This window comes from Segatella copri DSM 18205, from assembly GCF_025151535.1.
Taxonomy (GTDB): Bacteria; Bacteroidota; Bacteroidia; order Bacteroidales; family Bacteroidaceae; genus Prevotella; species Prevotella copri.
The window spans coordinates 788,079-802,843 of sequence record NZ_CP102288.1 but is presented as its reverse complement, the minus strand read 5'-3'; the positions used below and the strand labels follow the sequence as shown (position 1 = coordinate 802,843).

The 14,765-nt window shown below is 47.4% G+C and carries 9 protein-coding genes; 3 read left to right on the top strand and 6 right to left on the bottom strand.

Annotated features, from left to right (window positions below; all coding sequences use genetic code 11):
- Positions 1-105 precede the first annotated feature (105 nt).
- From ileS to NQ544_RS03200, 3 genes are all read right to left on the bottom strand, one after another.
- Positions 106-3,717, bottom strand: coding sequence for an isoleucine--tRNA ligase (gene ileS, locus NQ544_RS03210; protein ID WP_006846837.1), 3,612 nt, complete (start codon positions 3,715-3,717; stop codon positions 106-108).
- A 186-nt stretch (positions 3,718-3,903) separates the two neighbouring features.
- Positions 3,904-5,898: an NAD(+) synthase gene (locus NQ544_RS03205; protein ID WP_006846838.1), complete on the bottom strand. Its 1,995-nt coding sequence runs from the start codon at positions 5,896-5,898 to the stop codon at positions 3,904-3,906.
- Positions 5,899-5,904: 6 nt separating this feature from the next.
- A complete protein-coding gene (locus tag NQ544_RS03200) occupies positions 5,905-7,044 on the bottom strand; it encodes a DUF2027 domain-containing protein (RefSeq protein WP_006846839.1) in 1,140 nt (379 codons plus the stop codon).
- 177 nt (positions 7,045-7,221) lie between these two features.
- On the opposite strand from NQ544_RS03200, the gene ispE reads away from it, so the two are divergent.
- Together ispE and NQ544_RS03190 are read left to right on the top strand one after the other, a co-directional pair.
- Complete coding sequence (ispE, locus tag NQ544_RS03195; RefSeq protein ID WP_006846841.1) at positions 7,222-8,082, top strand: 4-(cytidine 5'-diphospho)-2-C-methyl-D-erythritol kinase; 861 nt, start codon at positions 7,222-7,224, stop codon at positions 8,080-8,082.
- A gap of 27 nt (positions 8,083-8,109) precedes the next feature.
- Complete coding sequence (locus NQ544_RS03190) at positions 8,110-8,724, top strand: DNA alkylation repair protein (protein ID WP_006846842.1); 615 nt, start codon at positions 8,110-8,112, stop codon at positions 8,722-8,724.
- A gap of 147 nt (positions 8,725-8,871) precedes the next feature.
- Here NQ544_RS03190 and NQ544_RS03185 read toward each other — a convergent pair whose 3' ends face one another.
- Positions 8,872-9,372 carry an NUDIX hydrolase gene (locus NQ544_RS03185; protein WP_006846843.1) on the bottom strand — a complete coding sequence of 167 codons (501 nt, stop codon included), beginning with the start codon at positions 9,370-9,372 and terminating at the stop codon, positions 8,872-8,874.
- A gap of 109 nt (positions 9,373-9,481) precedes the next feature.
- Positions 9,482-11,488, bottom strand: coding sequence for a dipeptidyl-peptidase 3 family protein (locus NQ544_RS03180; RefSeq protein WP_006846844.1), 2,007 nt, complete (start codon positions 11,486-11,488; stop codon positions 9,482-9,484).
- A gap of 207 nt (positions 11,489-11,695) precedes the next feature.
- On the opposite strand from NQ544_RS03180, the gene recQ reads away from it, so the two are divergent.
- Positions 11,696-13,558, top strand: coding sequence for a DNA helicase RecQ (recQ, locus tag NQ544_RS03175; RefSeq protein ID WP_006846846.1), 1,863 nt, complete (start codon positions 11,696-11,698; stop codon positions 13,556-13,558).
- 227 nt (positions 13,559-13,785) lie between these two features.
- Here the strand turns inward: recQ and NQ544_RS03170 are convergent, their stop codons facing one another.
- Positions 13,786-14,760, bottom strand: a complete 975-nt coding sequence (locus NQ544_RS03170) for a F0F1 ATP synthase subunit gamma (protein WP_006846847.1) — start codon at positions 14,758-14,760, stop codon at positions 13,786-13,788.
- Between the last annotated feature and the right edge of the window lie 5 nt (positions 14,761-14,765).

The following is a 14,765-nucleotide window of genomic DNA, read 5'->3' as shown; positions in this document are numbered from 1 at the left end:
TATCTATTATGTTATTTGTTAATGTTTTTAGGGAATAAGGACTAGAAAGTTAGAAGCAAGCAGTTTGGAAATGCTCCTAACTTCTAACTCCTAACTCCTAACTATTTAATTCTTCTCTACGAGAATGTTCAACTTAAAGTCATCAAACTCGGTCTCAACACCTGCATTGTCGCCGATTTCGATGCTGTCTGCCAATACCTGACCCTTGATGTAGTCGGCGAATGCCTCGATGGCTGCGTCAGTCTCCTCATTAGGAGCCACAGTTACGTTGATGCGGTCGGTAATCTCCAGACCTGTCTCCTTGCGGAGGTTCTGGATACGGTTGATCAACTCACGAGCCATACCCTCCTTCTTCAATTCTGGGGTCAACTCTACCTCAAGCGCTACGGTCAGATTGCCCTCGTTAGATACGAGCCATCCTGGAATATCCTCAGAGATAATCTCAACGTCGGCTACCTCTACCACGGCTTCCTGTCCGTCAATATTCAATGTGATGTTGCCTGCCTTCTCGAAGGCTGCAATCTGGTCCTGATCGAGCGCTGACATCTGGGCAGCAACACCCTTCATCAGCTTGCCGAACTTCTTACCCATCACTCTAAAGTTACACTTCACCTTCTTTACGAGAATGCCCTGACCCTCAATGAAGTTAACCTCCTTCACGTTCACCTCGTTCTTCAACAGTCCGGCTACTGCCTCGATGTGTGCCTTCTGTACATCATCTACTGCAGGAATCATGATCTGCTGGAGTGGCTGACGCACCTTGATGTTCACCTTGCGACGCAATGCCAATACCATAGAAGTAATCTTCTGGGCGATGGCCATACGCTCCTCCAGGTCGGCATCGATAGCAGCCTCATCGGCTACAGGGAACTTATCGAGATGTACGCTCTCCAACTCGCCGCCCAAGTCGTGATACAACTCGTCTGCATAGAATGGAGCGAATGATGCCAGCAGCTTAGCCACTGTCATCAGGCAGGTATAGAGAGTCTGGTAAGCACTCAGCTTATCCTCGCTCATCTCCTTACCCCAGAAACGTTTACGGTTCAGACGAACGTACCAGTTAGAGAGGTCATCGTTGACGAAAGCATCGATGAGACGGCCTGCGCGGGTTGGATCATAGCCAGCCAACTCTCTGTCAACGCCCTTGATGAGGGTATTGAGTGAAGAGAGAATCCAACGGTCAATCTCTGGGCGCTTCTCGAATGGCACCTGAGCAGCCTCTGCATCGAAACCATCTACATTAGCATAGAGGGCGAAGAAGCTGTAGGTATTATATAAGGTACCGAAGAACTTACGACGGGTCTCGTCCACACCATTAGGGTCGAACTTGAGGTTGTCCCAAGGCTCGCTGTTGGTCATCATATAGAAACGAACAGGATCGGCACCATACTTGTCAATCATCTCGAATGGGTTAGTCACGTTACCCACGTGCTTACTCATCTTGTTACCCTTGGCATCGAGAACGAGACCAGAAGAGATTACGTTCTTGAAGGCTACGCTATCGAATACCATGGTAGCGATGGCGTGCAGGGTGAAGAACCATCCACGGGTCTGATCCACGCCCTCGTTGATGAAGTCGGCTGGATAGAACTTAGGAGGAATAGCATATCCCTCGTAGGTGCTGTGGATGAGTGCATCGCGGTCTGCCTCTGTGCCACGGGCCATCTCACCCTCGAATGGGTAGTGGAGCTGGGCGTAAGGCATTGAACCTGAATCGAACCAAACGTCGATGAGGTCGCTCTCACGATACATTGGCTTGCCCTCCTCGTTAACCAATACAATCTTGTCAACGTATGGACGGTGGAGGTCAATCTTATCATAGTTTTCCTGACTGTAGTCGCCAGGAACGAAACCATTCTCCTTCAATGGGTTGCTCTGCATGATACCGGCAGCCACAGACTTCTCGATTTCAGCATAGAGTTCCTCCAAGCTGCCGATACACTTCTCGCCACGGTTCTCGTCACGCCAGATTGGCAATGGAGTACCCCAGAAGCGGGAACGTGAAAGGTTCCAGTCGTTCAGGTTCTCGAGCCAGTTGCCGAAACGGCCTGTACCGGTGCTCTCAGGCTGCCAGTTGATGGTCTTGTTGAGTTCTACCATGCGCTCCTTGCGGGCTGTATCCTTGATAAACCAGCTATCCAATGGATAATAGAGGATAGGCTTGTCGGTACGCCAGCAGTGAGGATAGTTGTGCACGTGCTTCTCGCTCTTGAAAGCCTTGCCCTCCTGCTTCAGTTCGTAGCAGAGCACGATGTTCAGGTCTTCAGCCTTCTCAGAAGCCTTCTTGTCCCAGACGCCATCCACATTAAACTGTGGGTCGTAGGCATTCTTCACGTAGTCGCCTGCGTGATGAGCGTATGCCTCCTTGTTGACGCAAGCGTTCACGAAGTTGGCATCGAGGTCTTCGATGAGATAGAACTTACCCTGCAGGTCAACCATTGGGCGGGTCTCGCCCTTCTTATTAATAAGGTAGAGAGCTGGGATGTTGGCATCCTTAGCCACCTTGGCATCATCGGCACCGAATGTAGGAGCGATGTGAACGATACCTGTACCATCATCGGTAGTAACGTAGTCGCCGAGGATTACGCGGAAAGCCTCGCTATCCATCTCTACGAACTGATCGCGACCATCCTCTGAAGCGAATACCTTCTCAGGATGAGCAGCAGCATATTCTGTTACGAAAGCCGGTGCGAAGAGATCAACCTTCTCGCATGGCTTCACCCATGGCAGGAGCTGCTCGTAGTGCATGCCTTCGAGGTCGGTACCCTTCATGTGGTCGATAATGCGCCATGGGCACTGCTTCTTCTCCTTGTCGAATGGCAGGAGATCGCCTTCCTTGCACTCCTGGTCTGCCTTCAGATATGACCCTACCAGAGCCTCAGCCATCACGAGTGTCATAGGCTCGCCATTGTAGAGGTTGTAGGTCTCGATGGCTACATAGTCAATCTTAGGACCCACACAGAGAGCCACGTTTGAAGGCAGAGTCCAAGGTGTAGTGGTCCATGCGATGAAGTATGGCTTGCCCCACTTGGTCCACTCTGCCTTAGGATCCTTGATGAGGAACTGGGCTGTGGTGGTAAGGTCCTTAACATCGCGATAGCAGCCAGGCTGGTTCAACTCGTGAGAGCTCAAGCCTGTACCTGCACCTGGAGAGTATGGCTGGATGGTGTAACCCTTGTAGAGCAACCCCTTGTTGTAGAGCTGCTTGAGGAGCCACCAGAGAGTCTCGATATACTTGTTATCGTAGGTGATATAAGGATGATCGAGATCTACGAAGTAACCCATCTTCTCGGTCAACTCGCGCCACTCAGCGGTGAACTTCATCACGTTCTCGCGGCACTTGTGGTTATAATCCTCAGTAGAGATATACTTCTCTGAAGCCTTGTTGTCGATATCCTTCTTGGTGATGCCGAGTTCCTTCTCGACACCGAGTTCAACAGGGAGTCCGTGGGTATCCCATCCCGCCTTGCGGTGAACCTGGAAACCCTTCATGGTCTTGTATCTGTTGAATGTATCCTTAATACTACGTGCCAACACGTGGTGAATACCCGGGTGGCCATTAGCTGATGGAGGTCCCTCAAAGAAGATAAACTGAGGGCAGCCTTCACGCTCGTCGATAGACTTGTGGAAGATATCATTTTTCTCCCACGCTGCTAGTACGTCATTGTTTGTCTGAGTCAAATTCAGACCGTTGTGCTCGGCAAATTTCTTAGCCATATTATCTTATATTTTTATAATGTTTTTACTTTTGGGCGCAAAGTTACAAAAAAAATATGTTTTACCCAAAAATAGAAAGACTTTTTATATAATTATTTTATTATAAACGAAAAAGTTAGGAGTTGGAACAGCGTCCCGACTCCTAACTTTTTATTTCCCGTTTTATTAAAACTTCGCTGCCATGTATTATAAATTTTCAGCCTCTTGCAGCCAGATGGCAGATGCAGCATCACTAGGCATACGCCAGTCGCCACGAGGACTGAGGCTTACGCTACCTACTTTCGGGCCGTCTGGCAGACAGCTGCGCTTGAACTGCTGATTGAAGAAACGGCGCACGAAGGTCTTCAGCCACTTTTTGATAGTCTCCTCATCATAGCTGTCAGGATCATTATCACTGATCTTTACACGCTCCAGTTCGGAATCAATAAATGCCTTCTTTGCCAACATGTAAATCTTGGAAGGACGGAAACCGAAACGCAGGAAATAGTAGAGGAAGAAATCATGCAGTTCGTATGGTCCCACCAAATCTTCCGTCTTCTGCTTGATATTTCCATTCTCATCTGCCGGAATCAACTCTGGACTGATAGGAGTATCGATGATATCACGAAGGGTGATGCGGCTCTGTTCGTCTACCCCACTCTCTGCTACATGATTTACAAGATGACGGATCAGGGTCTTAGGAATGCTGGCATTCACGCCATACATGCTCATGTGGTCACCATTATAGGTAGCCCATCCTAATGCCAACTCTGAAAGGTCACCGGTACCGATAACCATACCCCCCATCTTATTGGCTAAATCCATCAGGATCTGGGTACGTTCACGAGCCTGGGAATTCTCGTAAGTCACATCATGCACACTGGCATCCTGACCGATGTCCTCAAAGTGCTGGGTTACAGCCTTGGCGATGCTGATTTCCTTAATGGTAATACCAAGACTCTGCATCAGCGAGATAGCATTATTGTAGGTTCTGTCTGTGGTTCCGAATCCCGGCATAGTGACACCTACAATACCCTTTCGGTTCACCTTGAGTTTATCAAAAGCTTTTACACAAACGAGTAAGGCCAGCGTAGAATCCAAACCGCCGCTAATACCGATTACTACGGTCTTGGCATGGGTATGAACGATACGCTTGGCTAGTCCCATGAGTTGGATATTGAAAATTTCCTCGCAAGAGGCATTCATATCGCTGCTGGTAGGAATAAACGGATGAGGATTCACCTCACGTTCCAACACAAAATCGCGTTCATTTTCGGTAGGATCGGCTTCGATATTACGGATATTGAACTGACCGCCGAGAACAGAATACTTAATATTGCGCTGGGCATTTACATAAGTAGAATTCGTACGACGCTCAGAGCGGAGTTTCTCTACATCTATCTGTGAGATAACCATCTGCGGTTCAATAGAGAAACGTTCACTCTGTGAAAGTAAAACTCCATTCTCATAAATCAGGGCATTTCCACCATAAACCACATCCTGCGTACTCTCACCGAATCCGCAGGAACTGTAGATATATCCTGTCATGGTACGGGCACTCTGCTGGCTGAGCAGACTCTTCAGATAATGATGTTTTCCGATGAGTTCGTCGCTTGCAGAAAGATTGAAAATCAGGTCTGCTCCTGCTAGCGCCAGTTTGTTGCTAGGAGGAGCCGGAGCCCATACATCTTCGCAGATTTCCACACCAAACTGTACGCCATCGAAAGTTTGAAAAATCTGAACATCAGGCGTCAGTTTCACCTTATGTCCGGCATAACGGACTTCGCAATCTCTCAGGTCCTGAGCCGAGGCAAACCAGCGTTTCTCATAAAACTCGCTGTAGTTTGGAAGATATGTCTTCGGTACAATACCGAGAATCTGTCCATGCTGGATAACGATACCACAATTGAGCAACAAGTCGCCCGCTATCACCGGCGCACCCACGATAGAGATGATATCGAGTTTGCGTGTGAAATCGAGCAACATCATCACCGCCTGCTCAGATGATTCGAGAAGCATCTGCTGACGGAAGAGATCCTGACAGGAATAGCCCGTAATAGAGAGTTCCGGAAATGTAATGATCTCTACACCCTTTCCCTCAGCCAGCGCTATCTGTTCCTCTATCTGCTGGGTATTGAAAATGACATCACCCACCTTTACGGCAGGGATGGCACTAGCTACCTTAATAAATCCGTACTTCATAATAAATTACTTTATTGTTACCTGTGTAGCACCATAGCCATACTCCTGGAAAGAAGCATCCTGATAGGTGCAACTCTTATAGCGATAGTTCAACTCATGAATGAGAGTCTGGCGCAACACACCTTCGCCCTTTCCATGAATAAAGATAATTTTCTGTCCCTTCTTTTTCTTATATTCCTCCATGGTCTTCTTGAAGATATCCATCTGATAATGAAGAATATCTGCAGAATTCATTCCAGCAGTTGTTTCAAGCACTTCATCCGCATGAAGATCTATCACAAGGGTACCATCATCCTTCTTGCTCTTCTTCTTGCTGGTGTTGGCGACAACCTTCTCATCCTTATACATCTGCTCTTTCAGACGCTTGGAATCGATAACCAGCGGACGGGCTATTTCATCGTTCTCTACAATCGTAAAGAGATAGGCTGGAGTCTCGAAGAAATCGTTCTCCTCGAAAAGATGAAGTTTGTAGAATTTCACGGGATCGAGACGGAACTGAACATCTGTTGCCGGCTTTAGGAGAAATGGCTTGTCCTTCTTGTAGGCTATCATCTGGATGGCGATATGCTCCATCTCGTTCAGAGCCTCACGACCGAATTCCTCGATGAAGAGTTTGGTGTTCGGTTCTATTTCTCCCTCTGCTTTCAGAGTCCATGCATTTCCCTCAGCCACGAGATAGGTATAGTGGAGATAGTAGTTGCTGTCATTTACCATATAGGTCTCGAAACGGGTATTGGTTACGTCCTTGATGTTGATAGGTACAAAGGCGAGATAAGCACTGAGTTTGTTGCCTCCCGTACGTTCCTGAACCGGTTTCACAAAGGTTATCTCACGGTCGGCAGCATCATATTCCTCTACATCCATATCCACGTCATCGTGATCATTCAAGATGGCCTTGATACTCCGGCTGTCCTGATGCAGTTCGGTATTGGCATGCTCCTCAGCCTTCTGCTGCGCATCCATTTTAGCCGAAATCATCTTGCCCATGGAGTATTCATCCTGCTCCACCACAACCACCTCGTTGATAGGCATCGGAATCTCAAAACCATCCTCATCCTCAACAAGCACAATATTTTTACCTTGGAAGCCGGCAACCTTTCCGCCACCCACTTCGCTCAAGAATCTGACTTTATCTCCTTTTTTCATAATCTATTAATAATTTGTAATTGCAAAGATACAAAAGATATTGCAAAACAGGGCTTATTTTAATATTTTTAATGCTACTGATAAAAATAATCCTGTAAAAGATGCACCATGTTAGATATTTTTCCGTATCTTTGCAAAGAAAAAGAAATAGTAACGAACCCATTAAACTGAAAAGTTATGATTACATTTCCTTGCGCCAAGATTAATCTTGGTTTAAATATAGTTAGCAAGCGGAAAGATGGATACCACAATCTTGAAACGGTGTTCTACCCTATTCCGCTGACCGATGCACTTGAAATCAAGCTCATGGGCGATGAATTCCCTAGCGATGTTCCTTGTGATCTGAAGATTACAGGTAACGCCGTGGATTGCGACGAACAGAACAATCTCGTTGTAAAAGCTTATAATCTCCTGGCTGCCGACTTCAGGATTCCACGCATCCATGCTCACCTGGTGAAGCGTATTCCTTCGCAGGCTGGTTTGGGTGGCGGTTCTGCCGATGCAGCCTTCATGATCCGTTTGCTTGACGAGCGTTTCCGCCTCAATATCGGTAATCCTGAGATGGAAAGATATGCTGCCAAACTGGGCGCAGACTGTGCCTACTTCATTTCTGCCAATCCTGAGGATGGCGATACTGCTTGCTATGCAGAAGGTATCGGCGAAGAACTGATGCCGGTAAGTGGTCCTGGCGATAATCTGAGGGGCTATCATCTGGTTGTGGTGAAGCGCGATGATATTGCCGTCAGCACCAAAGAGGCTTATGCAGCCATCACCCCACAGGCTCCAGCCAAATGTTGCCGCGACATTGTACGCCAGCCTATCGAGACTTGGAAAGAGGAACTTGTCAACGATTTTGAGGCACCTATCTTCAAGATGCACCCGGAACTGGCAGAAATCAAACAGAAGCTGTACAACCTGGGTGCCGTATATGCAGCGATGAGTGGTAGCGGTAGTGCCATCTTCGGTATCTTCAAGCATAAACCTGCAAATATAGAGGAACAGTTCGAAGGAATGTTCTGTAAAATAATGAAACTTTAATTTAATTAATAGTTTACTCTAAATATAATGAACGAAGAAACACATCAGAAACTGATGACTATCAAGCGAAGCTTCCGCTTGCTGATGAACGGTCCGGGATCGCAATCTATGCGCGATAAGGGACTGGGATATAAACTGAATTGGGGCGTACCATTCTATGAACTGAAAAAGATGGCTGAAGAATATGGTAAAGACTATGACCTCGCCATCGAACTGTGGAAGGAAGATATCCGGGAATGCAAGATTCTGGCTACACTCATCATGCCTGCCGATAAGATGCTTCCGGAAATCACAGATATATGGATGGAACAGGTACAGAGTCAGGAGATGGCAGAGATGCTTGCCTTCAACCTATTGCAACACGTAGATTATGCACCTGTCATCGCCTATCAGTGGATAGCAAGTGATAAGCCACTCTATGAGATTGCCGGTTTCCAGCTCCTTGCCCGTCTTTTTGCCAATGGGAAAGAGCCTAACGAGCGTGGCATCAACGAATTCCTGGATCAGGCTGCCACTGCATTGCAGGGTGACAACATGGGAATAAAACATGCTGCCTCTAATGCGGTTCTCCGTTTCTGCGACTTCGGTGAAGATTTCGAGAAAATTGCAAGAGGCGCACTCAAGGGTATCTACGAGATATAATGGCTCTGCTGACGCAGTCAGAAACAGGCCACGACCCTGCTGAAAATACGTCCCGACATAGCATTTGCTGCGTCCCGACATACAAAAAAATACGTCCCGATGCAGCAAATGCTACGTCGGGACGTTTTTTTATGGCTAATTTCAGCGTTACATGAAATACTTCTGGTATTCGTTTTCGAAATTCGGAGTGAAAACACCCTTGCCGATGTTTTCGCTGATTTCATCCTTTGTCCAGAATCTGCCACCGGCCAATTCTTCCTGGCTCGGTTTCACCTCGCCATCATATACACAGCGATGTACGTAAACCAGTTCCTTTTCCCGCTGACTCTCAAAGACATAATGTCCCAAAGATTCCGGTTCAAAATCGGTGATACCCAATTCTTCCCTTACCTCGCGATGCAAAGCCTGACTCACACTTTCGCCTAAATCAACATGACCGCCGCAGGCTGTATCCCATTTATCCGGCTGGATATCCTTCCAGGCTGGACGATGCTGCAGATACAGATCCCCCCGGCTGTTGAATACATGCAGATGAACTACCGGATGCAATATCTTGCTTCCGTCATGGGCATGACCGCGGGTAACAGCGCCCAGGATGTTGCCCATTTCATCTACTATCGGAAATTCCTCGTTCTTATTATCTATCATCGTTTTTTTAAAAGTTTATAGTTAACAGTTTATAGCGGCTTCGCCGTATAGCATGGTTGCCGTATGGCAAGATTGCCCTATAAACTATCAACTCTTAACTATTAACTTTCTAAAGCGTTCCGTATTCATCAGAGTAGCGCAACATCTGGTCGACATAGCTCTCCTCGTAATCCAATACCACGTCTGTAATTTCGCCTTCTTCATCCATCTCCAGCGTCATCTTCGGATTGATGAATCCCTTGTATGGAGCGAGATTCAGTTTCTTGTATCTTGCCAGTATCTCGCGATGCAATTCCGGATCAATATTCACGGCATACTTCTCTACCAACAGGCGGGCAGCCTCGAAATCGCCCTCGCTCTTGATGCGCTGAATTTCAGCAAGCAACTCGCCGAAGAGATGGCGGAGCTTGGCATAATCATTAATCTTCACATAAGTCTTCGTCGTAATGATATTGCCCTCACTGTCCTTCAAAGCATCCTCGGCAGAAGCATAGTTCATATCCATCTTCACCAGTTCCACAGCCCCCTCGGCATGCTCCATCACCCACCAGGCTATCAGCGCACGGTTGCGCATGTGGGCTTCCTCTATCTTGTCGCCTTCCTTGATGCGGATGGTCTGGGTGAGCAGACCGTTCATCAGATAACCGTAATACTGAGCCTTGTATGCTTCATCATTCGGAGTCAGACCCAGTTCTACCAATTTATGGTCGGCTACATAATAGAGTCCGAAAAGATCGGCTCTCGCCTCTTCTATCGTACTGCCATACGCCTTCAGTGCATCAGGGTCGGTACCAGGCAAGAGCTGTCCGCTACCATGTCCCAGACACTCATGCAGGTCGGTATGCAGATCATCTGTAATATCCTCGTACTGATTCATCAGACTGATGGTATCCTCGTCGATAACGAATTCATCGCGGAAACCATTGCCTTGAGCTGCCTTGTTATATGCCTCGGTCAAGTTACCGATGGTCACACTCTTAGAACCATATTCCTGACGGATCCAGTTGGCATTCGGAAGATTGATGCCGATGGCAGAAGCAGGATATTCCTCGCCACCCAACATCGCAGCACAGATGACATTGGCTGTAACACCCTTCACCTCCGGCTTGCGGAAACGTGGGTCTACAGGTGAATGGTCCTCAAACCACTGGGCATTCTGACTGATGGTCTGGGTGCGCTTCGTTGCTTCAAGATCCTTATATTCTACGATGCCTTCCCAAGTACCTTTCAGTCCGAGCGGATCGCCATACACTTCGATAAATCCGTTGATAAAATCAATCATTCCCTCGTGCTGCTGCACCCAGGCAATGCTGTAACGGTCGAAATCCTTCAGATCGCCTGTTCGGTAATACTTCACCAGGAGATCGATGAGATGTTTCTGTTCCTCATTTTCTGCATATTTCTGAGCACGGAGCAACCAGGAAACAATCTCCTTGATAGCTGCTCCATAGAGGCCGTCTTCAGTCCATTTCAGCTCCACCAGTTCACCATTACGCTTGGTCAGTTTAGAGTTCAGTCCATACGAAGGTGCCTGTTCGTTGCCCTCTTCCTTCATCCTGGCATAGAAACGTTCTACTTCTGCCTGAGAAACATTCTCATAGAAATTGCAGGCTGAAGTCTGCACCAGATCCTCGCCATCCGTCTGATTCACGCGCTTAGGCATAACTTCCGGATTGAAGATGACAGGCACCAGAATGCCCAACAGATCTTCCTTGCTCTGTCCCTTGGAAAGAGGCAGATATTCATCGGCTACAGCCCCAACCATCTCATAGAAAGATTCCTCTGAAAATCCTGGCACAAACTTTTCACATCCATAGTGATGATGGATGCCGCTGGCAAACCAGACACGCTTCAGATAAACTTCGAAAGCCTTGAAATCTTCGCTTTCGCGATTACCCTCGTAATGAAGGTATACAGCCTCCAGGGTTTTACGGATGCGCAGGTTGTATTTGCCCTGCTGGTCGAAGGTGATATCTCGTCCCAAGAGGGTTGCCTTCGACAAGCAATAAATATAAATTTTCTGTGTGAGCGACAGGTTTTCGAAACCCTTCAGCTCATAACGGAGCATCTGGATATCGGCAAATCGCTCTTGAGTGTTTACATTACATTTTGCCATTTTTATCTGTATTTACCATGCAAAAGTAATACATTTTTTCCACATACCAAACTTTTCCTCCTGTTTTTCGCTCTTTGCAAAGTTTTTTACTTGAAATATGCACTTTTTCTTGGAGAAAACTTTTATTTATGCAGATTATTCATTACCTTTGCATGAAAATCAAAACAAAAACATGCCGGTAAAGGCAGAAATCATAAAACGGCAATCATGCAGATAAACGAGATATTAAAAAGCTATTTTGGATACGATTCCTTCCGCCCCAACCAGGAAGCGATTATCAAAGAGGTAATGCAGGGACACGACTGTCTGGTTCTCATGCCGACAGGTGGTGGAAAGAGTCTGTGCTACCAGGTTCCCGCATTAGCGATGGAAGGTACCGCTGTGGTCATTTCACCGCTCATCAGTCTGATGCACGACCAGGTGGAGGCGCTCAAGGCAAACGGTATCCCGGCTGAGGCACTGAACAGCGGAAACGACACGACCGATGAACTCATCATCCGCCGCCGATGCGAGAAGGGAGAACTGAAACTTCTTTATGTTTCGCCCGAGAAACTCATCAGCGAGATACCTTATTTATTCAGCAACATCAAGATTTCGCTCTTTGCCGTTGACGAGGCCCACTGCATCAGTCAGTGGGGACACGATTTCCGTCCGGAGTATTCGCAACTCGGTATGCTGCACGAGAATTTCCGCAATGTCCCGGTGATGGCGCTCACAGCCACAGCCGACAAGATAACGCGCGAAGATATCATACGCCAGCTTCATCTCAATGGGCAGACGTTCGTAAGCAGTTTCGACCGCCCCAACCTCTCCCTCACCGTAAGACAGGAGAGCACCAAAAAGGCAAAGCTCCAATACATCACCCGCTTCATCAGTAATCATCCGGAAGAAGCAGGCATCATCTACTGTCTCTCCCGCAAGAACACCGAAATGGTAGCTCAGGAACTTATCGATCTGGGTATCAATGCCGCAGCCTATCACGCCGGAATGACTGCCCAGACCAGAGCATCAGTACAGGAGCGGTTCAAGATGGACCAGATTCAGGTGGTATGTGCAACCATCGCTTTCGGAATGGGCATCGACAAGAGTAATGTGCGCTGGGTAATCCACTATAATATGCCTAAAAGCATAGAGAGTTTCTATCAGGAAATAGGTAGAGCCGGAAGAGATGGAGCACCATCAGATACCGTGCTGTTCTATTCGATGGCCGACATCATCACCCTCCGTTCTTTCTGTGAAGAAAGCGGACAGCGTGATGTGAACATGGAGAAACTGCGCCGCATGGAGGAATATGCCGAATCGAGAGTATGCCGACGACGCATTCTGCTGAATTATTTTGGCGAGACATCATCCTGCAACTGCGGCAACTGTGATGTTTGCAAGAATCCTCCACGCACCTTCGACGGCACCATCAGAGCCCAGAAAGCCCTGAGTGCCGTAGTCCGTTCGGGTGAGCATATTGCAGTAGGTACCTGCATCGAGATTCTGAGAGGCATGCATTCTTCTGCAGTTGTGAAAAACAAATACAACGAGATGAAAACCTTCGGTGTGGGCAGGGATACAACATCTAAGGACTGGAATGCTTATCTGCTGCAGATGCTACAGATGGGATTCTTCGAGATTGCCTACAACAACCACAACTACATGAAGGTTACCGATTTAGGCTGGAAGGTACTGAAGGGAGAACATCATGTTTCGCTGGCTTATATCGAAGAAGATGATAAAGCCACCCGCCCAAAGAAAACGGTACGCAACAGGAAGGGCGCCATCGCCCAGCCGGGAAATCTCATTCCTGAGGTACATGCCGAACGTGTCCTCTTCCAGGAAGACTCGAAAGGCGTGGAAGACAAAGGGCTCTTTGAACACCTCAGAAAGATACGCAAGAACCTTGCCGACGAACAGGGTTATCCTCCATATATCGTACTCAGCGACAAGAGCCTTCATGAACTTGCAAGAATGAAACCTACCACCAAGAATGCCATGAGCCTGATCAGTGGTATCGGAGAATTCAAGCTCAATAAATATGGCGATACCTTCATCAAGGCTATCAGGAAATATACAGGACTATAACAGGAGAATATCTCCGAAAGATATTTTCATAACCTTCGGAGATAATTTCATAACCTTCGGAGATATTTTCATAACTAAGGGAGATAATACCCGTAACTAAGGGAGATAGCATTCGTAACTAAGGGAGATAGCATTCGTAACTAAGGGAGATAAAAAAATCGGGATGTCTGCAAGTTCAGAACTGCAAACATCCCGATTTAATTTTATAGATTGAAGAGATGCGCAACTTAGTTGTTTACGCTACCTCCCACAATATCAAGCAATTCATTGGTAATGGCCTGTTGACGACTCTTGTTGTACTGCAAGTTGAGTTCGCGCAAGAGTTCATCGGCATTATCCGTAGCGGTCTGCATGGCCACCATTCTGGCAGCATGCTCACTCGCCTGGCTATCCAGCAACGCTGTATAAATCATCAGACGAAGCTGCTTAGGAATCAAGACTCCCAAAACAGTCTCCAAGTCTGGCTCTACAATGAAGTCATCATTCAGAGGTTTTGCCTCAGAACTCTGGCGTCCGTCAGCTTCAGCCTGCTTTTGGCGCAGATATTCCTGAGCCTTTGCCGTAACCACATTAGAGGTAAGGTCACGATCGTTGTCCACTCCTATCGCCTCAGTGCTGAGGTCAATAGGCAAGAAAGTCTTGCGGGTCAGAATCTGTGAACCGGCACTCTTAAAGTGATGATAAATCATCTCCACCTTATCGAGCTCACCAGCAGCATACTGCCTGGCAAGTGAATGGGCGATATCTGCACAGGCGCTGGCATGAGGATGATCGGCAAGATCATTAAAGTTACCGCCAATCTTCAAACCCAGTTTCTGTGCCTTCTCTGCCACTTTTCGTCCGATAGGATATACCGTGATGTCGTCAATGCCTTGAGCCTTATACTCGTCCACCGCATGCATCATCATCTTGATAACGTTGGAATTAAATCCACCACACAAGCTGCTGTTAGAACTGTATACCACAAGAGCTACACGCTTGGTTTCCTTGTGCTCCAACTGCAACGGATGGTCGACATTCGGAGTACTTACCAGGAAACTCTTGAGGATATGTTCCAACATATTTCCATAAGGCAGCATATTCTGGATAGCTACCTGAGCATGATGCAATTTACTGGAAGCCACCATCTTCATTGCACTCGTAATCTTACGGGTACTGTTAACGCTGGCTATGCGAGTTTTAATCTCTTTTAATGACGGCATAGGCT

Excerpts from the sequence above, each read along its gene's own strand:
- NQ544_RS03185 (WP_006846843.1), bottom strand. The coding sequence starts at position 9,372 with ATGATAGATAATAAGAACGAGGAATTTCCGATAGTAGATGAAATGGGC.
- NQ544_RS03205 (WP_006846838.1), bottom strand. The coding sequence starts at position 5,898 with ATGAAGTACGGATTTATTAAGGTAGCTAGTGCCATCCCTGCCGTAAAG.
- recQ (WP_006846846.1), top strand. The coding sequence starts at position 11,696 with ATGCAGATAAACGAGATATTAAAAAGCTATTTTGGATACGATTCCTTC.
- NQ544_RS03200 (WP_006846839.1), bottom strand. The coding sequence starts at position 7,044 with ATGAAAAAAGGAGATAAAGTCAGATTCTTGAGCGAAGTGGGTGGCGGA.
- ispE (WP_006846841.1), top strand. The coding sequence starts at position 7,222 with ATGATTACATTTCCTTGCGCCAAGATTAATCTTGGTTTAAATATAGTT.
- NQ544_RS03190 (WP_006846842.1), top strand. The coding sequence starts at position 8,110 with ATGAACGAAGAAACACATCAGAAACTGATGACTATCAAGCGAAGCTTC.
- NQ544_RS03180 (WP_006846844.1), bottom strand. The coding sequence starts at position 11,488 with ATGGCAAAATGTAATGTAAACACTCAAGAGCGATTTGCCGATATCCAG.
- NQ544_RS03170 (WP_006846847.1), bottom strand. The coding sequence starts at position 14,760 with ATGCCGTCATTAAAAGAGATTAAAACTCGCATAGCCAGCGTTAACAGT.
- ileS (WP_006846837.1), bottom strand. The coding sequence starts at position 3,717 with ATGGCTAAGAAATTTGCCGAGCACAACGGTCTGAATTTGACTCAGACA.